The organism is Phenylobacterium sp. (assembly GCF_041913825.1).
Lineage (GTDB): Bacteria > Pseudomonadota > Alphaproteobacteria > Caulobacterales > Caulobacteraceae > Phenylobacterium.
This window is the reverse complement of sequence record NZ_JAYSEO010000001.1, coordinates 179,026-202,857: the sequence shown is the minus strand read 5'-3', so window position 1 is coordinate 202,857 and position 23,832 is coordinate 179,026. Positions and strand designations below refer to the sequence as shown.

Sequence of the window (23,832 nt, the reverse complement as noted above, 5' to 3'; positions counted from 1 at the left end):
GCCGCCCATGGCCAGAGCCAAGTCCGCCGAAACGTCGTCCGATGATCCGGCGTTCGCGCTGCCGGCCTACCAGGCGCGCAGCCGCGATCAGCGCGATCGCCTGCTGAAGGCCGGCGAGCGGGCGTTCGCCGAGCACGGCTTCTGGCAAGCCCACGTGGCCGACATAGCCCGGCGCGCCGGGTGCTCGGTTGGCAGCTTCTACAGGCGGTTCCAGGACAAGGAGGCGCTGTTCTTCGCACTGCAGGCCCACATGGCGCAGCGTTCGGCCGAGAACATAACAACGTTTTTCGCAGACCCGGCCTGTGAGACCGATCCGCTGGACGTGATGTTCGTGCGACTCGTGGCCAACTCGGCCCGCTCGATGGGCCGCATCGAGGGCTATTTCCGCGCCCTCTTCGAGCTCAGCCTGCGCGGCCAGGATGTCTGGCCCTCGATGCGCCGGCTCGAGATCTTCGAGGCGCAGAAGATCCAGGATCTGCTTGAGCGGCGCGGCATCCCCGTCGAGCCCGGCTTCCCTGAACGTGCGCAGCTCGCCGTGCGCATGACGCATGGACAGATCATCACCCAGCTGTTGCACGGGCCAGGCCCATTCTCGTTCGATGATCCGCGGCTTCCGCAGGAGCTGGGGCTTCTGCTGCTTCGCTACTTGGGTCTGGAGAAGGCCGCCCCCTGAGCGTCTGCCTCAGAGTTGGCCGAAGCGGATCTCGTCGCTGCCCGTCGGCAGGTCGACCGTCATGCCGTCCTTCGCGAGGCGCCAGTCAAGCGGACCGCCCGCGTCCATGCCGCGGATGAAGGCGCCGCCGTTGAACATCGGCAGGCCGGCCTGGGTCAGGTGGTAGAGCACCAGCCGCTTCGCGCCTGCCGCGCGGGCGACCTCAGCCGCTTCCACCGGGGTGGCGTGATATGTCAGCGTGTCGGCCATGAGCGCGCTCATCCGTGCGTTGCCTGCGCCGGCGAGCGCCTGCGACAGTTGCCGGGTCATGCCATCGTGTTGCGCTTCGTGCAGCATCACGTCGACACCCCTGGAGGCCTTAGCGAAAGGCAAGTGCTTCCTGGTGTCGCCGCTTATCGACACCGATCGGCCCCTGTAGTCGATGCGGTAGCCGTAGGCCGGCGTCACCGGCTCATGCGCCATGCGGATCGCGGTGACGATGAGATCGCCGTCGCGCCAAGCCGGCGCGCTGTCCGCCCTGGCCGGGATCATCACGACCTTGGGCGAGAGCAGACCGGCGGCGATGTCGAACTTGTGCGGGCCGTGCTCGTGGTGCGCCCGGCGGAATTCGTGATCATTCTCATAGGCGAGATTGAAGCCGCGGGCGGCCTTGTCGACACCGGGCGGGCCTACGACGGCCAAAGGCTCGCTGCGGCCCTGGACCCAGCTCTGCATGTTGAACTCGCCCAGGTCGCCGATGTGATCAGAGTGCAGGTGGGTCAGAAACACCGCCCGGGCGTTTGGAAGAGGCAGCCGCCAGAGCATCATGTTCTCGGTGGCCTCCGGGCCGATGTCGACCAAGTAGAGCCGCCCGCCGGCCAGGATGGCGATGCAGGGCTTGGCCCTGTCGCGCGCGACCAGCGGACCCGACGTGCCGACCAGGATCACCCGCAGCCCGTCCGCCTGGGCTTGGGCCGCTGCGGGCCCCGCCATCGCCGCTGCCAGCAGCACCAGCGCCCGTCGCCTGTCCATCCTATGCTCCTTGAATGCGGCTTGCGGCCAGCGCCCCAGCCCGGCATGATAATCGGAACTCCGGTTCATATAATATGATGGCGGACAACGACCGGAAAGGGAGGAAGTACGTGAGCGAAGGCGTCTACCGCATCTATGGGTCCGAGATGTCGCCCTACTCGGTGAAGGTGCGCTCCTACTTCCGCTACAAGGGCATTCCCCATCGCTGGATTGCGCGCAACGAGAGTAACCAGGATGAGTACAGGGCCGTCGCCAAGCTGCCGATCGTACCCACCGTCGCGACACCGACGGGCGAGGGCTTGCAGGACTCGACGCCGATCATCGAGCAGATGGACGCGCTCTTCCCGCAGCCATCGATCCACCCGGACGATCCCGAGTTGGGGTTCCTCTCGGCGCTGATTGAGGAATTCGGCGACGAGTGGGGCAACAAGCTGATGTTCCACCACCGCTGGTGGGACAAGGTGGACCAGGAGGCCTCAGCCCTCACCCTTGCGCGGCTCGCGGCGCCGACAGCCGACGCCGCCGCAGTCGCGGCGCGGCAGAAGATGATCCAGGAGCGAATGACCGGACGCGGCCATTTCGTGGGCTCGTCGGCGGAGACGGCGGACCTGATCACCGGCTACTGGTTCGAGTTGCTCGATCTGATGGAGCCGCACCTGGCGGCCCGCAAGTACCTCTTCGGCGCCCGCCCCGCGTTCGGCGACTTCGGCCTGGCGGCGCAGATCTACGAAGCCTCGGTCGACCCGACCTGCGGCGCAGGCATCATGGCGCGCGGGCCTGCGGTGCTTGCGTGGTGCCATCGCATGATGGAGCCTCACGACGACGGGCCGTTCGAGACATGGGAACAGCTCCAGCCCACGCTGGCTCCGGTGTTGGCGTACGTTGGCCGCTACTTCCTCCCCTGGTCGCAGGCCAACGCCGACGCGCTCGCCGCGGGTCAGGAGTCTTTCTCGGTGGATCTCGCCGGGGCCGCCTACGTCCAGCCGCCGCAGAAGTACCACGCCAAATCACTGGGAGTGCTGAAGGCCCGCTACGCCGCAGCGCGCACCGACCGGCTGGACGCCATTCTGGACGCCGCGGACTGTCGGCGCTGGCTGGCCCGCACCTAGAGGTCCTACAAACCCTGCAGCAGGACCTCGCAGCCTGACCCGGCCAGCGCGGCGTCGGCCGCCTTGCGGTCGGCGGGACCCAGCGCGGCGTACTCCTCGCGCAACCACTGCAGGCACTTGCCTTGGTAGGCGAAGGGCTGCTGCACCCAGCGACCGCCGTCGATCTCGGTTTCCACCTGCTCCGCGCCCTCGCGCAGCGCCTTGGCGTTGGCGAGCAGCAGCGGAGCGTAGACACGGCCGACCTCGGCCAGGATCGCCTTCGCGGTGGCCGGCAGCGCGGCGGGGTCGAACCAGTCGGCTTCGGTCGGCTCAAGACCCGAGAGGTCCTCCACCGCGCCGGTCCAGGCGAACACCCGCGGGGCGCGGGCCTCGGTCACCGCCATCGGCGTTGGGTCGAAAAGGGCGAGCTGGGTGAGCTGGCCATAGCAGCCGAAGTCGCCCCCGCCGGGCCGCTGGCCCAGCATGAAGGCATGGTCGCGCAGGTGAGCCTCAAACGCGTCAAGGAAGCGCTTGTAGCTGGCCTCGATGATCGGACCTGTCACCTCGTTAGAACCCACGTAGCGTAGGCGGGGGATCTGCCGGTTCGCGACCTCTTCGCCGGCGGCCTTGAGCAAGGCGTCTGACGTCTGGGCCCGCCGCCAGGCCGGCAGGATGGCCGAGGCGCGCGCAATGTCGGCCTTGTAAGCCCAGCGGTAGTGGAACATGGCCTTGGTCAGCCACTCGTCGCCATAGTCCTCGATGAGGGAGTCGATGAAGGCCAACGCGGGGTTGGACGGCCGCGCTGAGCGGCCGGGGTGCTCGCGCTCCAGCCGGCGCAGAATGGGCGTGGAGTCGTTGACAGCCACGAGCTCGCCCTTCCCGTTCGGGAAGTAGAATGTGGGCAGCAGGCTCACCTTGGCCTTGGGGAGGCCGGCCAGGCCGTCGTGCGAGGCGAGGATCAGCCGGTATGGGATGCGCCGGTAGCGCAGCAGCGCCAGCATCTTGCGGGTGTAGGGCGATCCCGGCACCCCGTTCAGCAGGACGCGGTCGTCGGCTTTGATGGCGGTCATGGTGGGTCCTTGCCTCAGCTCACGGCCCGGGTGCGTCCGGCCCAGTATGGTTGGCGTAGCTCGCGCCGCAGGATCTTGCCGGCGGCGTTGCGGGGGATGGCGTCGGCGAAGTCGATGCTCTTCGGCGCCTTGTAGCCGGCGAGGTGCTGGCGCACGCGGGCGATGATGGCCGCCTCGTCGGCCGGTGCGCCAGGCCGCAGGACGACCACGGCCTTCACCGCCTCGCCCCACCGGTCGTCGGGCACGCCGATGACGGCGGCGTCCGCGATGTCCGGGTCCTTGGCTAGAGCGTTCTCCACCTCCGCCGGATAGACATTCTCGCCCCCGGACACGATCATCTCCTTCACTCGGTCGTGGATGTGGAGGTAGCCGTCCGTGCAAAAGTAGCCGGCGTCGCCGGTGTGCAGCCAGCCGCCCACGATGGTGCGCGCCGTCGCCTCGGGATCGCGCCAGTAGCCGGGTGTTAGGGCTGGGGAGCGGGCCAGCACTTCGCCAACCTCGTGAGGGCCGCACGAGCTGCCGTCCGGTCGCACCACCTTCACGTCGATGCCCGGCAGCGGCTTGCCGCACGCCAGCAGGCGGCGGTCGTCGCGGTGGTCCTCGGGCGAGAGCATGGCGACGGGGCCGGTCGCCTCCGTCATGCCGTAGCCTTGGCCGAAATCGCAGCCGAACACCTCGCGCGCGCGCTTCAGCACCGTCTCGCTGATGGGAGAGCCGCCGTAGGTGATAACCTGCAGGGCCGAGAAGTCGCGCGTCTCGACACCCGGAACCTCCAGGCACATCTGGATCATGGCGGGCGCCATCGCCGCGCGGGTCACCCGCTCGCGCTCGAACAGCTCCACGATCTGCGGCGGGCGAAACTGGTCGGCGGTGAGCAGCAGGCTTCCGCCGTCGATCGAGCGGAGCACCGCGTTCAACCCGTTCACATGAAAGAACGGGGCCGGCGCAAACAGGACGTCGTCCGGCCCCGCCACAGTCCATTCGAGCCGGGACATCGCCTCGAAGCAGGCCGTGTAGTTGGCGTGCGTGAGTTGCACGCCCTTGGGGAGGCCCGTGGTGCCGCTGGTGTACATTTGGACGAACACATCCTGGGGGCTGCCGCCCAGGTCCGGGTCGTCCGCCGACTGGGCGTCGCGCCAGGCGGCGTAGCTCGGGGCGACGTCCGCCGCTGCGCCGATGACGACCACCAACGCCGGCGGGCGCAGCCGGTCCCTCAATTGGGCCAGAAGCGGCACGAACTCAGCTTCGATGAAGAGCGCCTCGGCCTCGCCGTGCTCCAGGATGTAGGCCATCTCGGGCGGGGCAAGCCGCCAGTTCACCGCCAACAGCACTGTGCCCGACTTCAGCGTCCCGCCCAGGATTTCCACATAGGCGGAGGAGTTCTTCGAGATCACCGCCACGCGGCCGCCGCGCTGGCAGCCGGCGGCGATCAGGCCCTGCGCCACTTGGCTCGCGCGGCGATCCAGGTCGCCGAAGGTCAGGTCCGCGCCATCAAAGCGGCAGGCGATCGCGTCCGGGCGCCGCCGGCCCTGCAGCCGCAACACGTCGCTGAACATGTCGGCAATGGCCATCTGTATCCTCCGCAAATTATAGGAACAGAAATTCCGATTCTGATCAAGCGCGGGCGACCCCCGGGCCGCACGCTCATCTCTCGGCGTGCGCCAAGAACAACTCGGCGATCCGATCGCCGTGGGTGTCCTGCAGGAAATGGCCGGCGTCAGGCAGCAGGTCGAAAGTCGCGTGCCGGTATCGTGCCGCCCACGCCTGGCCGCGTTCTGTGGTGAAGACGTCGTCGGCGCCGCCCCAGATGAAGTGGACCGGCTTTTCCCAGCCGAGCAGGGCGTTGAAGTGGCGTGTCTGCGCGTCCGCCGCGCCGCCTTCGGGGTTGTCGAATGGCAGGCTGAGGGGGAAGCGCCGCGGGCCCGCGTGGCCCGCGTGCCCCAGTCCTGCGAACGGCGCGTCGTAGGCCCGGCGCACCGCCGCGTCGGCGGCCGATAGTACGGGGATCTCCTGACCCTGCACCACGGAGAAGAAGTGGTCGCGCGAGATGCGGCCCGTCGCGAGCATCATCAACCAGCCGATCGATATGCGGTCGGGCACGTTCGCGCCGAACAGGCCTTCCGGCTTCCAGCCCTCGTTCCAGCGACGCAGCGCCTGCGTGTAGACGTAATCTGGCGTGTGCAGCCAGGTGTTCATGATCACCAGGCGAGCGAACCGCTCGGGCGTCTCGGCCGCCTGCGCCAGGCCGATGGGTCCGCCCCAGTCCTGGCAGAATAGGGTCACGTTCCTGAGGTCAAGCTCCGCGATGAGATGGGCCATCGCGCGGACGTGACGGGCGATCGAGTACCAGCCGTCGGCGATCACCTTGTCGGACCGGCCGAAGCCGATGTGGTCGGGCGCGATGCACCGCCAGCCGCCGGTGACGAGACGCGCGATGATCCCGCGGTTCAGGTAGCTCCACGTGGGCATGCCGTGCAGCAGGAGTGCAACGGGCCCATCGGAGGGGCCGGCGTCCAAGTAATGCATCCGCAGGCCCTCAAACGTCAGGTAGTTAGGCGGCCAGGGAAGGTCGGGAAGGCCTGCGAACTCCGCGGCGGCCGAGCGGGCGAACGGGACGCCGTCCGGCGTCTCACGAACGTCCATGATGGCCGCCTCAGCCAGCTCAGTGGATGTATTCATCGGGATTAGTCGCCTTCTGCCAAGTGTCTTCTCGCGACGACTGGCGCCTGGCCCGCAGCCGGAAGGGGGCGGACGCGCGCCGGCGATGCTTGGTAGTCGCCTTCAGTTCCGCGATCTGGCAGAGGCTTCATAGCCTGTTCTGCCCTCGCCCCGATCTCACCTCCCGTTCCACAGCCAGTCGGCGTTACCGGCTCGAAGGATTATGACGCGAACGCGCCGAAAAGTGAATAGATATTCTGCTTCCTATTAGTCCGACGCTGCGCCTCGGAAAGTCGCCCCTTTCTGCGCCGGAGTGGGCTGCCGCAACCGCCGAGTGGCGCGCTGGACCTTGAGTCCATTAATCCGGATCATGAAGACGCTCCCCTGCTCAGGGGGGCGCCGATCGGCGGCGGCGGAGCGCGAACGTCAAGAAAAGAGCGAGCAGGGGCAAAATGAGAATGCTTGTATAGTGTTCAGGAGGGTGGTGCCCAGAGCTAGGCGGCGACACAATCCACCAGCGGACCACCAGCAGGATGCGTTCCAGCAAAACGAGCGCTAGGATCAGGGGCGCCAGGGTTGGATAGCGCAGGGCGACCGCCATCATGGCTATACCCCAGACGATCTGGGTGGCGCCCGCCCAGGCGAAGGTTCCGATCACCGTTTCCCGATCCTCCCCCAGCGTCATGCCGGCGATGGACTCCGCGCCGCCGTCCGGCAGGAAACTGTGGATCAGCCCCGGCCCCACGGTGAGCACCGAGAAGACGGCGAGGAAGATCACCGAGGCCCACGACCCCGTGTACGCCGCCCGGGTGGAGGGGGGGAAGAGGCCGGTCACGACCCGGCCTTCAGGAAGGCGGTCATGTGCTCGACAAGGCCCTCGGGCACGTCCTCTTGGATGAAGTGGCTGGCCTTCTCGAAGGTGTGGTGCGGCTGTCCCTTGGCGCCGGCCACGTGGCCCTGAAGCCGGACGTCGCTACCCTTGGCGACCGGATCCAGCGCGCCCCACAGAGTCAGGAACGGCTTGGCGAAGGCGCCCAGCTTGGGCCAAGCGGCTCGGTTCAGCGGCGCCCCGGGATTGTCCGACTGGACGGCGATCAGCAGTGGGAACTGGATGATGCCCGCCTCGTAGCGGCTGTCCGGGAAGGGCGCGCGATAGGCGGCGCGCTCGGCGTCCGTCAGCTCGCGCACCATGCCGCCGTCCAGCATCTGCCAGGGGAAGTCGGTGGCCCCGCGCATCATGCCGACCCACATCTTCATGAACTCGCTCTCGCCCTCGCCGAGCGGCAGTCCGGTGTTGGAGGCGACGACGCGGGCGAACCGTTCCGGATACTGCGAGACCAGATAGAGGCCGATGGTGCCGCCCCAGTCCTGGCAGAACAGGGTGACGTTCCTAAGGTCCATGCCGGTGAGCCACTGGCTCATCCAGTCGTAGTGCCGGGCCAGCGTATAGTCCGACTTTGCGGCCGGCTTGTCGGAGCGCCCGCATCCCACCAGATCCACGGCGATCACGCGGCGGCCGGTTGCGAGAAGGCCGGGAATCATGTGGCGATAGAGGTAGGCCCAGGTTGGGTTGCCGTGCATCAGCAGGATCGGCTCGGCGTCGCGCGGGCCTTCGTCGACGCAGGCGATACGCAGCGGCGTTCCGTCGCCCGCGTCTACCTCGAGATAGTGCGGCGCATAAGGAAAATCGGGAAGGTTCTCAAAGCGGTCGTCAGGCGTGCGCAGGATTTCCATGGGGTCTCTCAGGTGATGAGGAGGGCGATCTGGACGGCCGCCGTCGCCAGAGCGATGCCGAGGGCGACGGTCAGCCGGGGGCTGGCCAGGGTGAGGATCCAGGGTTGGGTCGGGACATTGAAGGTCTGCGGCATGGCGGCGAACTTGAACTCATGTGCGCCGGCGAAGCGGGGGTCGCTGGCCAGCATCGCCAGGTCACGGCGGCTGCGGTACCGCATGTAGCCAATCAGCGACCACGCCGGCCCGGCCTCCATGCCCCAGGTGTCGAAATGACCTCCGACAACACGCGCAGCGACCGCGGGATGTCCGCCGCGGGCGAACAGGGCGGGCATGAACATCTTCGTGTAGCCGGACATCACGTCGCGCGCCGGGCGCAGCACGCCGGTTTCGGGATCAGCCACCGGCCCGTCGGCGAACCGGACGACGTTCAGCATGAAGAATTCGCGGCCGTCATCGTCGGCAAGGAACCGCTCCATTACGCCGAGGTCGTTGCGGCCGTTGTCACCGGCGCCCGTCCGCGCGAGCCGCTCTAGCAGGGCCGTCGCCTCGGCCGGAGAGACCGGGCCGCGCCAGTTGTCGTACCAGGCGCGGAAGACGACATAGACGGCGAGGGCGCCGGCCCAGAGCCACGGGTTCATGCGTCGGCCTTTCGCCCCAGGAAGATCTCTGCAATCCGCGCGCCGTGGGTGTCCTGCAGGAAATGGCCAGCGTCCGGCAGCAGGTCGAAGGTGGCTTGCGGGTAATGCCCGGCCCAGGCCCGGCCCCACGCCTCGGTGAAGACATCGTCGGCGCCGCCCCAGATAAAATGGATCGGCTTCGTCCAACCCAGCAGGGTCTCGAAGTGCCGCGCCTGGGTGTCGGCATTACCGCCCGCGGGGTTGTCGAAGGGCAGGCTGAGCGGGAACCGGCGCGGCCCGGCATGGCCGGGGTATCCCAGCCCTTCGAACGGCGCGTCATAGGCCCGTCGCACCGCTTCGTCGGCGGCGCTGAGCGGGGGCTTCTCGCCCGATTGTACCATGCCGAAGAACAGGCCGCGGTCGAGCCGCTGCGTCGCCAGCAGCATGAACCAGCCGAGGCTCAGCCGGTCCGGGACGTTCTGCCCGAACAGGCCGTCGGCCTTCCATTGCTGGTTCCAGCGCAACAGCGCGGGCTCATAGAGGTAACCCTCGTGATGCAGCCAGGTGTTCATCACCACCAGGCGGGCGAAGCGGTCAGGCGTCTCGGCCGCCTGGGCCAGGCCGATGGGACCGCCCCAGTCCTGGCAGAAGAGGGTGATGTCGCGAAGATCCAGCTCGTCGATCAGCTGGCGGTGGGCTGCGGTGTGACGGGCGATGGAATACCACCCGTCGTCCGTCGGCTTGTCAGAGCGCCCGAAACCGATGTGGTCGGCGGCGATGCAGCGATAGCCCGCCGCGACCAGGCCGCCTATGATGTGGCGGTTGAGATAGCTCCACGTGGGCATGCCGTGCATCAGCAAGGCCACCGGGCCGTCGCGCGGACCCGCGTCGATATAGTGCAGGCGCAGGCCTTCGAACTCGATGTAGTTCGGTTCCCAGGGATAGTCGGCCAGGCCCTTGAAGGCGGCATCTGACTGGCGTGCGAAGCGGACGCCGGCCGAGGTCTTGAGCAGTTGGGTCACGTGGGTCTCCTAAGGTTGCGCCTAGCCGGGCCAGTAGATGTATTCGTCGGCCTCCGTGGCCTTCTGCTCCAGGGTCTTGTCGATGGTGACCGGCATCTCGCCGGCGAAAGGATAGAGGGCCGTCCTCCCGCCCCGGCGGTGCTCGGCGATGGCCGCCTTGAGTTCGGCGACCTTGGCCGGGTTCGACGCGGCCAGGTTGGTCCGCTCGGTCGGGTCCTTGGCCAGATGGAACAGCCAGTCCTTCCGTGGGCGTTCGGCGGTCTGCAGCTTCCAGCCGTCCTTCAGCACCGCCAGGTAGTGGCCGTCCTGCCAGAATATCGCTTGGTGCGGGGGCGTGGGCGGCGCCTTGCCGGTCATGTAGGGCAGCAGGTTCGCGCCATCGATGGGCCGGTCCGTGGGGACCTGGGCGCCCGTGGCCGCTGCCAGGGTGGGCAGCAGGTCGATGTGGCTCACCGGGTCGGCGACCCGCGTGCCGGGCGCGATCTTGCCCGGCCACGACACGAAGTAGGGAACCCGGATGCCGCCCTCGAAGAAGCTCAGCTTCCAGCCGCGATAGGGCTTGTTGACCTCGGGCAGGCCGATGTAGCCCGCGCCGCCATTGTCGCTGGAGAAGACGATGATGGTGTTGTCCTCCAGGCCCTGGGCGCGCAGGGCCTCGCGGACCCGGCCGACGCTGCGGTCCAGCGACCGCACCATGGCGGCATAGACCCGCAGGCGGTGGTCCTTGATCTGGGGCAGGGCGTCGTAGTCCGCCTTGGAGGCCTGCAGCGGGCTGTGGACGCCCCAGTGCGCAAGGTAGAGAAAGAACGGCCGGTTCTTGTTGGCCTCGATCACCTTCACCGCCTCGTCGGTATAGTAGTCCGTGAGGTAGCCCTTGGGGGCGAAGCGCGGACCCTCGTTGAAGGTCGCGGCGTGCTGCATCCGCGCCCACAGAAACTTGTCGATCGGGTCGAAGTCGAGCTTGGCGTTGACCACGCCGGGATCCTTCTCCGGCAGGTACAGTCCGCTGGCCATCAGCAGACTCTCGTCGAAGCCTTGGGCGTTCGCCCCGAACACCTTGCCGCCGCCTAGGTGCCACTTGCCGATGTGTACGGTGTGGTAGCCGCGCGCCTTCAGAATCTCGGCGATGGTGATCTCGGAGCCGGGCAGGCCCTGCTCCTCCATCGGCGGCAGGTTCTTCTCGGCCTTGGCGTCGCGCAGCATCCGGTGCGGGCGCGAGCCGTCGTTGTAGAACAGGCTCAGTATGCCGCCCATGCCGGCGGGGGTGGGCGTGAACTCGAAGCCGTGGCGGGTGGGATAGCGGCCGGTCAGCAGCATCGCCCGCGACGGCGCGCAGGCAGCCGTGCCGGAATAGGCCTGCGTCATCATCGCCCCGCTGGCCGCCAGCGCGTCGATATTGGGCGTGGGCACAAGTCCACCCGCCACGCCGCCGCCGAAGGTGGAAATGTCGTTGATGCCCAGGTCATCGGCCAGGATGAAGACGATGTTCGGTGGCCGGTCGCCCGGCTGCGGCGTGTCCGGACCCCGGGACCAGACGACGGGGACATTGGGGCCCACCTCCTCCTGCCCGCGGAGGCCCACGGCGAAGAGGATGATCGATCGGAAGTTCAGCCCGGCCAGAACCAGCAAGGCGACAGAGACCGTTGCGATCCCGATCCAGATCTTCTTGGACATCCTTCTTCCTCCCCAGACCACCTTATAATGACACATTTAGTGCCATTAGTGGAAGTGGAAAGTGGAAAGGTGACCTTGTCGGTCTTCACTAGGCTGGCGTCGCCAGGGTGAGCCGTGCCCTCAAGGGGGTGCAAGGTAGCTTTGATCTGCGAGCTCGAGGCCTGGGTAGGACGAGGTGGCGACTTCTAGGACCTACCGGTCTCAGCTCCACCGAGCAGAAGGGGCTTATCTTGGGCAACAGCGACGCGGGCGACGAATCCCATCGAGCACCAAAAAAAATCCCTGCCCCAGCCCGGGCTAGGGAAAACCACCCCCTGCAGCGGCGCGCCGATTTTCGCTCGTGCAAGGTTCTCGCCCGTAACGATGTCAAGCACGGCGACATACTCGCAACCATCGTGGTAGTCATTAGTTACGAGTTCGCCGCTGCTAGGATAAAGCAGCATATGGCTGGCGGCGCCGAAATTGGTCCGTCTCCAGATCGGCGTCAGGGTTCGCTGAACAGCGTTGAACCGCCAGGCGCGAAGTTGCTTGTTCGCCGAATCCATAGCCACGACGATCTGACGTCTGATATCGAAAACGGGTGGATTGGTGATGGAGCCACCCCCCAGTCCACTCACCTCTATCGAGTCGTGATCGGAACTGTCGTGCAGACTGACCCGGATTAAGCGGTTGGGGGTGAGAGAAACGCCTGCGCCGATCATCGAGATGCGGTAGCGGTGATGGCCGTTGTCCATGAACCACGCGTGATCTCTAGCGAGCACCACGTCCCAGCCGTAGCTTTGCTGGGTACCGGTTGCGTAGTCATGGCGCCAACCATCATCGAATATCAGGCGACAGGCTGCGCGGTCCCAGTGGTAGCGGAATATCGACTTGACGCCGACCACATAGACCGTGTCACCCCGGGCCGAGAGACGCGCGATCGACGGTTCTGGACAGTCAATGCCGGCGCATACCGGACGTAGGGTATCCGGATCAATGATGCACAGGCGCGCCGCGACACGATCAGAGATGTTTTTACAAACCAGCAGGCCGCAATCGAGCACGACAAAGGAATTGTAAGGCAGATCGTGTGGCAGGGTAAGGCTGGCGCGCAGAGAGAGTCCGCGGTCGAGACGATGCGCATGGTTGCCATAGACAACATACAAGTCGCCATTGCGGTGCAGCGCCATGCCGCCCGGCCACATTCGCCCGCCCGGCAATCGAGGTGATTTGGAGATCGTCTTCAGTGTCTGAGCGTCCACCCGAGTTACGCGCGAGGATGTGGGGAAGCCGAGCTGCGCGCGCATTGCCGAATGGGTGAGCAGGAACACTTCGCCGGGCGCGCCCAGGATAGTCATCGTCGATAGCTGAGTGCGGCGCCGTGTGACCTGCAGCCTATCGTCAGGTTGGATATTGAGCGGCACGGTGGACGTGGAGGCAAGACGCATAGCGCCGCCATCCTCGGCCGGCCAAGGCGAATCGAAATAGGCGTCCCCGCGCATCTGTTCGTCCCTCACCCGATGTTGCAGACCCCCATCGGTCACGGGGCGCACAAGGTTGACCGTCACGGCCGCCAGCTTTCGATGCCAAGGCCATCAACATATAACGACATATCGTCTGTCAATACCTGTCTTCTGCAGGCCTTATCGGGGCTGCGGTCGCGGGAGCTCGCCGATGGAGAGCCTCGGGTCTGAGGCGTGACCTGCCCCCTTCCTGAGTGAGAGCTCATCAGCGAGGCGCAGAGCATAGGCGTGCTGCGGGAGCAGGAGGCTGGGGAGCCCGAAGGCGGAAGTGTGCCTTCGGGAAGGGATCGGCGAGCAGACGTGTTCAGGGCTGGAAGGAGAAGTACAGCGGCGCGAGTTGGACGCCCAGAAGCTGAAGACGCTGAAGGGTGATGAACCGGCGGCTGAAGAAGCTCCTGGCGGAGTCGATGCTCGAAATGTCGGCGCTGAAGGACCTTCTGGGAAGAAGCTGAACGCGCTTGCAGCGCGCCGGAGGCTGTAACTCGCCTGATGGCGGAGCGTGGCTTCCCGTAGCGGCGCGCCTCCCCTGGTCCAGGTCGATCCGAACAAGGTGCGCCGCGCGGTCCAGCCGGGCGATGCGGACGTGCGCGAGCGGCTACGGGGCCGGCGGAGCCGCCGCTTCGGCCACCGGCGTCTTGGCATCCTGCTTGAGTGTCAGTGCGTCGGCATGAACAAGAAGAAGCTCATCCGCCTCATCGCCCAGAGAGTATGGCGGTGCGTCGTCGTGGCCGCAAGCGCGCCACCGGCACGCGGGCGCCGATGGCCTTGCAGGACGGCCCCAACCAGCACTGGAGGGGGGACTTCAAGGCCGACACGCCGAACGGGGGACGACCCTTCCGGATTCTGTGCATCGTCGACGACTTCAACCGCGGGCCATGCAGACGGATCGACGCGGGCGTCTCGATCAAGCCTGTCATAGCCGGGGCGCTCGATCCGAGTTGTGTCGGGGCTTCCGCCGCATGATCGCGAAGTACGCCGCCCCCAAGACGAGCCCTACAATAAGCGCGAGCCATAAGGCGTTGTGCTGCAGCTGTTTGTTGAGTCCGTTGCGCATCACCTGTCGCTCGACTTGGTAACCCTCCGGAAGGGGCAGGACGCCATTCCGCTCGGCGTAGGCGTCGTAAGCGGCAAGCATGTCCGCAAATCGTTGCGGGTCCTGGGAGGCGAGATCCCGGGTTTCGCCCGGATCAACCCTGAGATTGTACAACCGCCATCGCCCATCGCCGACGTGGGGCATGTTCCGCACGATCTTGAAGTCGCCCCTGAACAACGCAGCGTTGCCCGAGACCTCCACTCCCACATCCTCTTCTGGGCCTCGTACTTCGGCCGTGTCTTCGCGCAACGTGGCAGCAAGGCTTCGCCCCGAAATGGGGACACGCTCGCCAGGCGTCTGCAGCGGTGCGCCTGCCATTTCCAGCAATGTCGGGGCGACGTCGGTGACAAAGGTAAGCGCGCGGCTGCGGCCCCCGGCCGTGACGCCCGGGCCGGTGATGATCAACGGCGCCTTCAAGCCGCCCTCGGAGGCGTAGAATTTGTAAAGCGAGTGCGGCGAGGAGATCGATGCCGCCCATTCGGGGCCGATGAAGGCGAGGCTGCCCTCCTCGCCCATTCGGCTACGATCCCAGTGGTAGCCATTTAGCGCCATCCAAAGAACCATCCCGTTCGCATGAACCGGGTCGCTGGGTTCTGGACCGTTGTCCGATGTGATGACGAACACGGTACGCTCAAGTTCACCCCGTGCCTGGATCCGGCTGACGAGCCTTCCAATCGCCTGATCCATCGCCTCCAGCATGCCCGAATAGACCTCCATGCTGCGGGCGGACATTTCCTTTTCCTGCTGGCTCAGATCGCGCCATCGACGCAGACGCGACGGGAACTGGGCCAGTGGCGCATCTTCCGGAATAAGGTGCAGGTCTCGCGCGCGCTTCCATCGGCGCTCCCGCAGCGCCTCCCAGCCGTCGGAGAACTCACCCGCATAGTTGTCCGAGAAGCGCCGGGGGACCTGAACCGGAATGTGCACCGCCTGAAAAGCGAGATAGGCGAAATAGGGCGCCGCCCCGGGCGGGCCTTCATCGATGTAGGAGATCAACCGGTCTACCAGTAGATCGGAGGAGTAAAAGCGAGGCGGCAGGCGCGTGGGGGCGCCATCCTCAAACCAGGGCGCCCGATCATAGTAGGGCATGTAAGGGCGCTGTACGTAGTTGTCGGCGCCAGACGCATCGAGCGCGAGCGATCGATCGAATCCGTGCCGGTCGGGCAAGTCGCCGTCACCCCGCCCCAGATGCCACTTCCCCGCCATGAGCGTTCGATAGCCGTTGGCCTTCAAGCGGTCCGCAATCGTGAGAACGCCGGGTTCCAGGCGCAATGTATAGCCCGGTCGCCCGCGAAGTTGCGGCGGCATCACCTCCTCAATCGTGGCATGCCCGGTGCGGTGATTGTCGACGCCGGTCAGCAACATGGCGCGCGATGGCGAGCAGAGCGGGGACGTGTGATAATTCATGAACAACGCGCCGCGCCGGGCGAGGTGGTCAATCGTGGGCGTCCGCGCCTCGCCGCCGTAGGCCCCGAAATCCATAAACGCCGCGTCATCCACCACGATCACGACGAAGTTTGGCCGCGCCGTCCGGGCCTGCGCCGGAAACGCCACAATCGTCAGGCAGGCCACCAGCCCGGTCGCCAGTCCTCTGCGCCACCTCGACCTCAACGACATCGAGCCGTTCTCCGCAACCCGGTCATCCACGGAATCTATCCAAGTGCGACGGCGCCCCTTGAAGATGTATTTGCATAACGAGTGTCATATCTATTGACGGGCGATGGCGCAACGCGTATCGACATAGATAATGACATAATGTGGATTGGCTGATGCTGCCCCCTTGCGCGAATGCAATTCAGTACCGATTGACGCGGTATCCCGCCTCCCTGGATGAGGCGGGCGTCTTCGATCTGACGCGTGATGAGCTGCCGACCGTTGGGGTAGGTCAGGTGCGCCTCCGCGTCAGGTACATTTCGGTCGATCCAGGCATGCGCGGCTGGATCGCCCCCAAGCGCAGCTACATGCCGCCAGTTCAGCCCGGTGAGGTGATGCGCGCCTTCGGTGTCGGCGAGGTTATCGAGTCTGGGGCCGATGGCGTGGCGAAGGGCGACTGGCTGACCGGCTTCATCGGTGTGCAATCCGAAGCCGTGCTTCCAGCGCAGGCGCTGCGGAAGATCGACACGCGCCTTGCGTCTCCTCGGGACTACCTCAGCGGCTTGGGCATGACCGGTTACACGGCCTATTTCGGTCTGCTCGACGTTGGGCAACCGAAGGCGGGTGAGACCGTCGTCATTTCGGCGGCGGCCGGCGCCGTTGGTTCGATCGCCGCCCAGATTGCGCGCATCAGGGGCTGCCGGGTGATCGGCATTGCCGGAGGTGAACGCAAGCAGAAGTTTATACTCGACGAGCTCAAGGCGCACGTTGCGCTCGACTACAAGGCATCGCCCATCGCTGAACAGCTCGCGGCCGCGGCGCCCGACGGGATCGACGTCTATTTCGACAATGTCGGCGGCGAAACCCTCGACGCGGCGCTCGGCCTGATCAACCGCAACGGACGCATCGCGGTCTGCGGCGGCATTTCGCAGTACGGCGACATGGATAACGTGCGCGGCCCGTCAAACTATCTGCAACTGGTCGCCCAGAGCGCGAGCATGCGCGGGTTCACGATGCGCGACTACATGGGCCGCATCCCGGAAGCCTTCCAGGCCCTCGCGCAGTGGCGGTCTTCGGGCGACATCCTGTTTCGCGAGCATATCGTCAAGGGCATCGAAAGGTTCCCGGAGGCGCTCGGGATGCTGTTCGCCGGGGCCAACGAGGGAAAGCTCCTGATCGAAGTCTGAAGCGGCCAACCCGGCGCTGATCCGCCGCCCGGCGCGCGATCCAGAAGAGAGATTGTCCCATCTATGAAGACCCTCATTGTCTCTCTTCCGGCGCGGCTCGCCTACTTGGCGTTTCCAGGGTGCATGAACGGGCGCGGCCCGGTGACGCCTGCGGAGGGGAGCCTACTGATGCAGCGGGCCGGCGCGAGCGCCGCCGGAGACAAGCCGCAGAGATATAGCAGCAGCGCCAAGAGGCAGGATCACAACGTGATCCTCGGTGCCTGCCACGAGAATGCGGCGCCGGAGCTGGTCGAACGTACGGCGCGCTTCTGGTTGGTGGGTTGATGGTCATGGCGATCTTCCCACCGAGCACCAACGCCGATTATCGCGGCGCGAAGGTTTCCGCCTGGTTTCTGATGTTGGCGGGGGTGCTGGAGTTCATTCCCGGCTGCATTCATTATTTCCTGCCAGATGGAGGCGCCGGCGTGATCGGCGGGGTCGATCTCTCCACAAGAGGCGACACAATCGTCGCACTCTTTGCGTGGTTCGGCGCCATTCAAATCCCTTTCGCGCTCCTGCTGTTCGTCATCGGCCTACGGTACCGGACGCTCGTGCCGCTCGGACTTCTTGCCCTCATCACAGCGCGATTTCTGATGGCCTATGACGGCTGGTTCGGAAAGGGGAGCGGCGACGGCCACCATCCGCCCGCACACTACGGCGGACCCATCGGGATCCTCTTGGGCATCGTATTCCTTGTGCTCGCGCTTCGCGAGCGTCGCACAACCAACTGAGGCGCTCCGTACAATGCCGACCACCGAACAGATGCAACGCGGCTATGCTGGCGTACGCAACGCGACCATTGGAACGCTCTTGCCGTCTCCAGACGAACTCGCCGCCCGCGAGCCCGGCGTCGAGGTGATGCGGACGACGCATGGGGTAGCGTTTGTACGCACGCCCGAAGCGCGCTTCAACGATCTTCCGGGGTACGACTTCGCGCCGAATTACGTCGAGATCGACGGGCTACGTATGCACTACCTGGATGAAGGGCCGAGAACGGGTGAGCCCGTCCTTCTTCTGCACGGTCAGCCCGCATGGTCCTATCTCTACCGGCGCATGGTCAGACCTCTGGTCGCCGCCGGACTCCGCGTCATCGTCCCCGACCACATCGGCTTTGGCAAATCCGATAAGCCGATTGACCCCCGGTTCCATCACTTCGAGCGCCAGGTCGCGCTCACCAAGGCGTTCATCCAATCACTCGGCCTCGACGCGATCACACTGTTTGCGCAGGACTGGGGTAGCTGCTTCGGCTTGCGCGTCGTCGGGGATAGGCCCGATCTGTTTGCGCGCGCGGCGATCTCCAACGGCGGCCTGCCGGTCTTGATTCCGCCGGTATTCTACATCCCCGAGCCCGTCGAGTTGGATGCCGCTGCGCCGGACATGCTGCGGGCTTTAGGACCGACAATGGGTGAGCCCTTTCCAGTAGCCTTCCAGGCCTGGATCAACTTCGCGCTGACCTCACCGAGTTTCGATCCTGGCCGGATGATCGCCTTCATGTGCGCCCAGGGCGGAAGGTCGCTCAGCGAGGAAGAGATCGCCGCCTACAACGCGCCGTTCCCGTCCATTCTTTATCGCGCCGGGCCGCGCGCCTTTCCGTCGATGGTCAATCAGTGCGGCGCGCGTAATGCCGTCGCCTGGGGTGGATTGGCGCGATTCACGCGACCTTTCCTGCACATTCGAGGCACCCTCGACACCCAGTTCGGAACCCAGGAGATGCAAGACGACCTTGTGCAGGCCATTCCCGGAGCCCGCGGCCAGCCGCACACCGGACTCGAGGCCGGTCACTACATCCAGGACAACGTGGGTGAAGTCCTTGCCGATCTGCTCGCCGCCTTCATCCGCAAAAACCCAGTGGGTGTGAGGCCTTCACGCTGATGACCTACCAGCTCTGGGGCTCGCCCAACTCTCTCTACACCGGCAAGGTGCGTAGCTATCTGATCAAGCAGCGCATCCCCTTCGAGAACCGGGCGGCGGGCGAAGCGCGTTTTCGCGAAAAGATCGTCCCCCAGATCGGTCGCTGGATCGTGCCCGTTCTGGAAGCCGAGAACGGCGCGCTTGTCCAGGACGGGTCCGACATCATCGCGCACCTGGAAGGGCAAGTTGGAACCAGGCATCCCGCCTATCCTGCGACACCCGTTCATGCGCTCATCGGGCAGGTCTTCGAGCTTTTTGGCGGCGAGGGTCTTCTGCGGCCGGCGATGCACTACCGCTGGAACTTCGACGAGGTGAACCGTCCCTTCTTGTCGGCCGACTTCTCGGCGTCCCTCGCTCCAACGAATGCGCCCGCCGCAGTGAAGTCGAGCATATACGACATGGCCAGCCAGCGCATGCGCGAGGCAATGGCGAGCTTTGGCGTGTCGCGGGAAACGATCCCCGCTGTCGAAGCATCCTTCGCCGAGTTCCTTAGTCTGTTCGACGCCCATCTTGAGCACTCGCCCTATCTGCTGGGCGGCCGGCCGACGATCGGCGACTATGGCCTTGTCGCGCCGCTCTATGCGCACTTGGCGCGCGATCCCTATCCCGCGCGCATCATGCAGCAGTCCGCCCATCGCGTATGGCGCTGGACAGAGCGCATGAATCGTCCCGATCAAGACGCGGGCGAACATGGACACCCAGCGGAGTCTCTGTTTCCAGGCGATCATGTCTCGGACACGCTGAAGGCGCTGCTCCGCTTCGTCGCCGAGGACTACCTGCCGGAAATCCGGGCCTTTGTCGCCTATACGAATGAATGGCTGGCTGCGCGCCCCGATCTCGCGGTTGGAACCAACGGTCTCGATCGCGCACAGGATCGCCGCATCGGCGAAGTTGCGTTCGACTGGCGCGGTCACCGGATCGTGGTCGGTGTAATGCCGTATCGGATCTATCTGTTGCAGAAAGTTCAGGACGTCGTCGGTCGGGCGTCGCCTGCCGAGCAGGCAGACATGCGTGCGCTTCTTGAGGAGACGGGTCTCGCCGACCTTCTGGCGCTGCGGACCACCCGACGCGTCGAGCGGCGCAATCACCTTGAAGTTTGGGGAGACAAGTTGTGAACATCGAGCAGGTTGAGGTGCGGCGCAAGGCGTTCGCTGAAACCCGGATCACATCGCGGCCGGCGCCCGAACTGGCCGAGGGTGAAGTCTTGGCGCGCATCGATCGGTTTGCGCTGACCGCCAACAACGTCTCCTACGCCCTATCGGGCGACATGATCGGATACTGGCAGTTTTTCCCCGTAGAAGAGCCCTGGGGCATCGTCCCCGTCTGGGGGTTCGCCGACATCGTGGAGTCGCGCTGCAAGGCGATAGGCGTGGGCGAGCGCATCTGGGGCTTTCTGCCCATGGCGTCTCACGTTGTGTTGAGGCCTACCCAGGTCGAGGATAGAGGCTTCGCCGATGGTGCAGATCACAGAGCCGCGTTGCCGACGATCTATAACAATTACCAGCGAGCAGCTGGTGACTCGCCCGGAATGAGGGCGCTAGAGGATGAGCGCTGCATTCTATTTCCACTCTTCGCAACATCCTTCATAATCTGCGACTACCTTGAGGACAACGCGTACTTCGGTGCGAACCAAGTTATCGTGGGTAGCGCGTCTTCCAAGACGGGCCTTGGACTCTGCAATCTCTTGATGCGTCGTAAGGGGGGCCGTCCGCGCGTGATTGGTCTCACTTCGCCGCGCAACCTGGAGTTCGTTCGCAGGCTTGGCGTTTGTGACGAGGTCAAGACATACGACGAGATCAGCGCGCTCGACCCGTCGGTCTCGGCAGCGTTTGTCGATATGGCTGGCAATGCGGGCGTCGTCGCAGCGCTTCACAAAGTGCTTGGCGATAGCCTGAAGCTGAGCTGCGGCGTTGGCGCCACACACTGGGAGGCGCCGCGCTTCCGCGGGGAAGGCGCCGCCGTCCCGCACAATTTCTTCTTCGCGCCCGCGCACGTCATGAAGCGCGATCAGGAGTGGGGCGCCGGGGAAGTGAGCCGACGCGCCTCGCTCGAGGCAGCACGTATGTCTCTGGAACTGCGGGAGGTCCTGACCGTAAAGAGGGAATCCGGTGCGACCGCCGTGGCTGCGTGCTTCTCGCGGCTCGTTAACAACGAAGTCCCCGCGGATGTCGGCGTCATAGCAAGCCTTGCGCCCTTAGCAGGCGATGGGGACGCGCTCGGGGAGGTTTCCCGTGGCTGACAGCTTGGTCCTTTACGCGGTTGATGCGGGCGTCGCGACCATCACCTTCAACCGGCCAGACAAACTCAATGCACTGACGCCGGATATGCTCAATGCCTTCTTCGACTACGTCGCCGAAGCCGGCCGCGACCCCGCCGTGCGCGTTATTGTGGTCACCGGAGCAGGCAGGGGATTCTCAGCCGGACTCGATCTGGGCGTGATCGGCGGCAGCGGCAGCGGCAGCGGCAGCGGCGGCGTTCACGCCCCGACCGACGTGAGACCGCAGTGGGGCGATGACATCGGCCCTGGCTTGAAGCGGTACTATAGCGGCGGCTGGAACGGGTTGATCACCAGCCGCAAGCCGACGATCGCCGCCGTCAATGGGCCCGCCTTTGGATGGGGCTTCATTGTCGCCCTCCATTGCGACATCCGGTTCGCGGCCCGCTCGGCCATGTTCAACGCGACCTTTGCGCGCCTCGGGGTGCCCGGCGAGAAGGGATCGGCCTGGCTTCTGTCGCGATTGCTGGGAACAGCGCGAGCGGCCGACTTGCTCTTTACCGCGCGTCGCGTTGATGGCGTCGAGGCGGAAAGGCTGGGCATCGTCAACGCCGTCCTGGAGGACGGCGCCTTGATGCCCCATGCCACCGGGTACGCACGCGCGATAGCGGAGAACGCCGCCCCACGTTCGTTGGCTGCGATGAAGGCGCAGATATGGAGCGCCTTGGACGATTGTTACGACGAAGCATTTGTCGCCGCCGATCGAGAGCAGGATTTCGCCGTTTCCACGGATGATTTCAAGGAGGGGGTCTTGAGTTACAGAGAGAAGAGATCCCCATGTTTCAAGGGAGAGTAGCCATCCTTATGTCGCGATTTTTGGGCCTCGATAGGGGCGGCATGCGACCTCATGCCTTGGCGTCATTCGTTCTAGTGTTCGCATTGCTTTCGTCCCCAGCAGGGGCCAGCGAAGGTGAGGCGCGCATTTGCCGCGGGAAACTGACTCCGGTTGGACAGCAGATGTACGACCTGGTCGCGCCGCACGTGCGCGCCAACAGCCGACTGTCAGACCTGATGCGCAAGCATGTGAGAAGCCTTGTGATGAGCGGACGCATTTCTCTGAAAGAGGCACAAGCGAGCGGGCCCGCCGTAGGCGCATGCCTTCGCCAACTCCAAACTTGAAAGGCTAGGCCGGGCTCTTGTCTCTCAAATCGGCCATCAGCGGTGCGGTGACATCGCGACTTCTCAGCCAGGCTGCGCTGGAGCGGCGGCGGCGTGCGGCAGAGCGCGCACGGCGGACAGCCGGCGCGCCGCATGTCGTGGAATACTTCCATCGGCCCGATGATCCGTACTCTCATCTGGCCGCCCAGATCCTGGGCGAGTTCGTTCGCCGCTACGATATCCAGTTGAAACCCTGGCTCTGTTCGCCCCCGCCGAATTGGGCCGCGCCGGACCGTGAGCGGCTTGTCGCCTACTCTCGCGTGGACGCTGCGCGGCTTGCCCGGCGCGCAGCGCTGGATTTCATCGATCCTGGCCGTCAGCTCGACTCGATTCGTGTGTCCCAGGCCGAAGCCTGTCTCGCGTCAAGCCTCGCGCGCGGGACCTTCGTGGAGGAGGCCGCAAAGATCGGGACAACGCTCTGGCGTGGTGACGCCTTTGAATCCAAAGGGCCCGCCTTGAGGCCTGAGGCCTACCGCCGCGCCGGCGATGCAAGGCGCGACAGCCTCGGACACTATCTTGACGCCATGTTCTACTATGGCGGCGAGTGGTATTGGGGTCTGGACCGGCTCCACTATCTGGAAGCGCGCCTTGTGCAACTGGGCGCGGCCAAACAAGGTGGTCCGGCGCAGCCGATCTTTACGCCATCCGACCCGAAAAACGCTCCACTTCCGACGCAGCGCGGCGGTGGGCCCCTCGATTACTTCCTTTCCTTTCGCAGTCCCTACACCTACATCGCTGCCGAGCGCGCCAAAGCACTCGCCGATGCTTACGGTGTCGAATTGAGACTACGCTATGTGTTGCCCATGGTGATGCGCGGCATGCAGGTGCCTAGGTCGAAATGCTCCTACATTACCGGCGACGCGGCACGTGAGGCGCGGCGCGCGGGTGTCCCATTCGGCCGCATTGCCGACCCCGTTGGTCGTCCGGTCGAGCGGGGTTATTCGCTGCTGCCCTGGGCGATCGCCTGCGGGCGCGGCTACGAGTACTGCCATTCCTTCATGCGGGCGGTTTGGTCTGAAGGTGTGGACGCGGGCGAGAACGCGGGCTTGCGCCGGATCGTGGAGCGCGCTGGCCTCGAATGGAACGTCGCGCGCACATTGGTCGGCAACGACGACTGGCGCCCGCAAGCGGAAGCCAACCGGCTGGAATTGCTAGGACTCGGTCTCTGGGGCGTGCCAGGCTTCCGCTTTGGCGGCGTCGCGGTCTGGGGGCAAGACCGGCTGTGGGTGATCGAGGAGGCTATGCGCGGTAGTCCGGCTCTCACGGACTGATGGGAAGTTCGCCTTAATCCGGAGACCGGTTCCAGCTTACTGCAGGGCCTGATCAGGAAATGTGTGAACGAACCCTGCGCCCTCCGACGGGGCGATGTGTGGTGCGTTATCGCCAGGTCATGACCTCGCCCCCGTTCGACGACACGACGACGTGGCGAGCTGAGTGTTGATGGGTGCGCTCCGCAGGGACCTGCACCTTCCCCTGAGGTGCTGCTCTCACTGAGTTACGACGGCTCTGGGTGGAGATCCGTCGCGT

At 65.5% G+C, this 23,832-nt stretch carries 21 protein-coding genes; 10 read left to right on the top strand and 11 right to left on the bottom strand.

What is annotated here, in order from left to right; genetic code table 11:
• Positions 1-7 precede the first annotated feature (7 nt).
• Positions 8-673 (top strand): TetR/AcrR family transcriptional regulator, encoded by a 666-nt coding sequence (locus ACE3Q8_RS00960; RefSeq protein WP_293215205.1) that lies wholly within the window; start codon positions 8-10, stop codon positions 671-673.
• Between the two features lie 9 nt (positions 674-682).
• Here ACE3Q8_RS00960 and ACE3Q8_RS00955 read toward each other — a convergent pair whose 3' ends face one another.
• Entirely contained in the window at positions 683-1,753 is a 1,071-nt protein-coding gene (locus ACE3Q8_RS00955) for an MBL fold metallo-hydrolase (RefSeq protein WP_374468032.1), read from the bottom strand.
• A 41-nt stretch (positions 1,754-1,794) separates the two neighbouring features.
• Here ACE3Q8_RS00955 and ACE3Q8_RS00950 point away from each other — a divergent pair, with 41 nt between their 5' ends.
• Positions 1,795-2,793 (top strand): glutathione S-transferase family protein, encoded by a 999-nt coding sequence (locus ACE3Q8_RS00950; protein ID WP_293215202.1) that lies wholly within the window; start codon positions 1,795-1,797, stop codon positions 2,791-2,793.
• 5 nt (positions 2,794-2,798) lie between these two features.
• On the opposite strand, the gene ACE3Q8_RS00945 is transcribed toward ACE3Q8_RS00950, so the two are convergent.
• The 10 genes from ACE3Q8_RS00945 to ACE3Q8_RS00900 form a co-directional block, all read right to left on the bottom strand.
• Positions 2,799-3,842 carry a glutathione S-transferase N-terminal domain-containing protein gene (locus ACE3Q8_RS00945; RefSeq protein WP_293215200.1) on the bottom strand — a complete coding sequence of 348 codons (1,044 nt, stop codon included), beginning with the start codon at positions 3,840-3,842 and terminating at the stop codon, positions 2,799-2,801.
• Between the two features lie 14 nt (positions 3,843-3,856).
• The gene (locus ACE3Q8_RS00940) at positions 3,857-5,413 is read right to left on the bottom strand and encodes a long-chain-fatty-acid--CoA ligase (protein WP_293215198.1); all 1,557 of its coding nucleotides are present in this window, start codon (positions 5,411-5,413) and stop codon (positions 3,857-3,859) included.
• A 73-nt stretch (positions 5,414-5,486) separates the two neighbouring features.
• On the bottom strand, positions 5,487-6,521 hold the full coding sequence (locus ACE3Q8_RS00935) for an alpha/beta fold hydrolase (protein ID WP_374468029.1): 1,035 nt from the start codon (positions 6,519-6,521) through the stop codon (positions 5,487-5,489).
• Positions 6,522-6,888: 367 nt separating this feature from the next.
• Positions 6,889-7,278, bottom strand: coding sequence for a hypothetical protein (locus ACE3Q8_RS00930; RefSeq protein WP_374468028.1), 390 nt, complete (start codon positions 7,276-7,278; stop codon positions 6,889-6,891).
• A gap of 53 nt (positions 7,279-7,331) precedes the next feature.
• A complete protein-coding gene (locus tag ACE3Q8_RS00925) occupies positions 7,332-8,234 on the bottom strand; it encodes a haloalkane dehalogenase (RefSeq protein WP_374468026.1) in 903 nt (300 codons plus the stop codon).
• Positions 8,235-8,242: 8 nt separating this feature from the next.
• A complete protein-coding gene (locus ACE3Q8_RS00920) occupies positions 8,243-8,872 on the bottom strand; it encodes a hypothetical protein (RefSeq protein WP_374468024.1) in 630 nt (209 codons plus the stop codon).
• Positions 8,869-9,873, bottom strand: coding sequence for an alpha/beta fold hydrolase (locus tag ACE3Q8_RS00915; protein ID WP_374468022.1), 1,005 nt, complete (start codon positions 9,871-9,873; stop codon positions 8,869-8,871). Before ACE3Q8_RS00915 ends, ACE3Q8_RS00920 begins: the two co-directional genes overlap by 4 nt.
• A gap of 21 nt (positions 9,874-9,894) precedes the next feature.
• Positions 9,895-11,547: a sulfatase gene (locus tag ACE3Q8_RS00910; protein ID WP_293216027.1), complete on the bottom strand. Its 1,653-nt coding sequence runs from the start codon at positions 11,545-11,547 to the stop codon at positions 9,895-9,897.
• A gap of 185 nt (positions 11,548-11,732) precedes the next feature.
• A complete protein-coding gene (locus ACE3Q8_RS00905) occupies positions 11,733-13,094 on the bottom strand; it encodes a hypothetical protein (RefSeq protein WP_374468020.1) in 1,362 nt (453 codons plus the stop codon).
• 868 nt (positions 13,095-13,962) lie between these two features.
• On the bottom strand, positions 13,963-15,789 hold the full coding sequence (locus ACE3Q8_RS00900) for an arylsulfatase (protein ID WP_293216029.1): 1,827 nt from the start codon (positions 15,787-15,789) through the stop codon (positions 13,963-13,965).
• A 110-nt stretch (positions 15,790-15,899) separates the two neighbouring features.
• Between ACE3Q8_RS00900 and ACE3Q8_RS00895 the strand changes: the two genes are divergently transcribed.
• The 8 genes from ACE3Q8_RS00895 to ACE3Q8_RS00860 all read left to right on the top strand — a co-directional run bounded on the left by ACE3Q8_RS00895 (position 15,900) and on the right by ACE3Q8_RS00860 (position 23,576).
• Complete coding sequence (locus tag ACE3Q8_RS00895; protein WP_293216030.1) at positions 15,900-16,922, top strand: NADP-dependent oxidoreductase; 1,023 nt, start codon at positions 15,900-15,902, stop codon at positions 16,920-16,922.
• Between the two features lie 63 nt (positions 16,923-16,985).
• Positions 16,986-17,246: a hypothetical protein gene (locus ACE3Q8_RS00890; protein ID WP_273507473.1), complete on the top strand. Its 261-nt coding sequence runs from the start codon at positions 16,986-16,988 to the stop codon at positions 17,244-17,246.
• Positions 17,246-17,692 (top strand): hypothetical protein, encoded by a 447-nt coding sequence (locus ACE3Q8_RS00885; RefSeq protein ID WP_293216032.1) that lies wholly within the window; start codon positions 17,246-17,248, stop codon positions 17,690-17,692. The genes ACE3Q8_RS00890 and ACE3Q8_RS00885 overlap by 1 nt, the downstream gene beginning before the upstream one ends.
• 13 nt (positions 17,693-17,705) lie before the next feature.
• Positions 17,706-18,833, top strand: a complete 1,128-nt coding sequence (locus ACE3Q8_RS00880; RefSeq protein ID WP_293216033.1) for a haloalkane dehalogenase — start codon at positions 17,706-17,708, stop codon at positions 18,831-18,833.
• A complete protein-coding gene (locus tag ACE3Q8_RS00875) occupies positions 18,833-19,987 on the top strand; it encodes a glutathione S-transferase C-terminal domain-containing protein (RefSeq protein ID WP_293216034.1) in 1,155 nt (384 codons plus the stop codon). Before ACE3Q8_RS00880 ends, ACE3Q8_RS00875 begins: the two co-directional genes overlap by 1 nt.
• The gene (locus ACE3Q8_RS00870; RefSeq protein ID WP_293216035.1) at positions 19,984-21,111 is read left to right on the top strand and encodes a DUF2855 family protein; all 1,128 of its coding nucleotides are present in this window, start codon (positions 19,984-19,986) and stop codon (positions 21,109-21,111) included. The genes ACE3Q8_RS00875 and ACE3Q8_RS00870 overlap by 4 nt, the downstream gene beginning before the upstream one ends.
• On the top strand, positions 21,104-21,943 hold the full coding sequence (locus tag ACE3Q8_RS00865; protein ID WP_293216036.1) for an enoyl-CoA hydratase-related protein: 840 nt from the start codon (positions 21,104-21,106) through the stop codon (positions 21,941-21,943). Before ACE3Q8_RS00870 ends, ACE3Q8_RS00865 begins: the two co-directional genes overlap by 8 nt.
• Before the next feature lie 340 nt (positions 21,944-22,283).
• The gene (locus tag ACE3Q8_RS00860; RefSeq protein WP_293216037.1) at positions 22,284-23,576 is read left to right on the top strand and encodes a DsbA family protein; all 1,293 of its coding nucleotides are present in this window, start codon (positions 22,284-22,286) and stop codon (positions 23,574-23,576) included.
• Positions 23,577-23,832 lie beyond the last annotated feature (256 nt).

Excerpts from the sequence above, each read along its gene's own strand:
- ACE3Q8_RS00920 (WP_374468024.1), bottom strand. The coding sequence starts at position 8,872 with ATGAACCCGTGGCTCTGGGCCGGCGCCCTCGCCGTCTATGTCGTCTTC.
- ACE3Q8_RS00885 (WP_293216032.1), top strand. The coding sequence starts at position 17,246 with ATGGTCATGGCGATCTTCCCACCGAGCACCAACGCCGATTATCGCGGC.
- ACE3Q8_RS00880 (WP_293216033.1), top strand. The coding sequence starts at position 17,706 with ATGCCGACCACCGAACAGATGCAACGCGGCTATGCTGGCGTACGCAAC.
- ACE3Q8_RS00890 (WP_273507473.1), top strand. The coding sequence starts at position 16,986 with ATGAAGACCCTCATTGTCTCTCTTCCGGCGCGGCTCGCCTACTTGGCG.
- ACE3Q8_RS00945 (WP_293215200.1), bottom strand. The coding sequence starts at position 3,842 with ATGACCGCCATCAAAGCCGACGACCGCGTCCTGCTGAACGGGGTGCCG.
- ACE3Q8_RS00955 (WP_374468032.1), bottom strand. The coding sequence starts at position 1,753 with ATGAACCGGAGTTCCGATTATCATGCCGGGCTGGGGCGCTGGCCGCAA.
- ACE3Q8_RS00960 (WP_293215205.1), top strand. The coding sequence starts at position 8 with ATGGCCAGAGCCAAGTCCGCCGAAACGTCGTCCGATGATCCGGCGTTC.
- ACE3Q8_RS00875 (WP_293216034.1), top strand. The coding sequence starts at position 18,833 with ATGACCTACCAGCTCTGGGGCTCGCCCAACTCTCTCTACACCGGCAAG.
- ACE3Q8_RS00940 (WP_293215198.1), bottom strand. The coding sequence starts at position 5,413 with ATGGCCATTGCCGACATGTTCAGCGACGTGTTGCGGCTGCAGGGCCGG.
- ACE3Q8_RS00910 (WP_293216027.1), bottom strand. The coding sequence starts at position 11,547 with ATGTCCAAGAAGATCTGGATCGGGATCGCAACGGTCTCTGTCGCCTTG.
- ACE3Q8_RS00935 (WP_374468029.1), bottom strand. The coding sequence starts at position 6,521 with ATGAATACATCCACTGAGCTGGCTGAGGCGGCCATCATGGACGTTCGT.
- ACE3Q8_RS00925 (WP_374468026.1), bottom strand. The coding sequence starts at position 8,234 with ATGGAAATCCTGCGCACGCCTGACGACCGCTTTGAGAACCTTCCCGAT.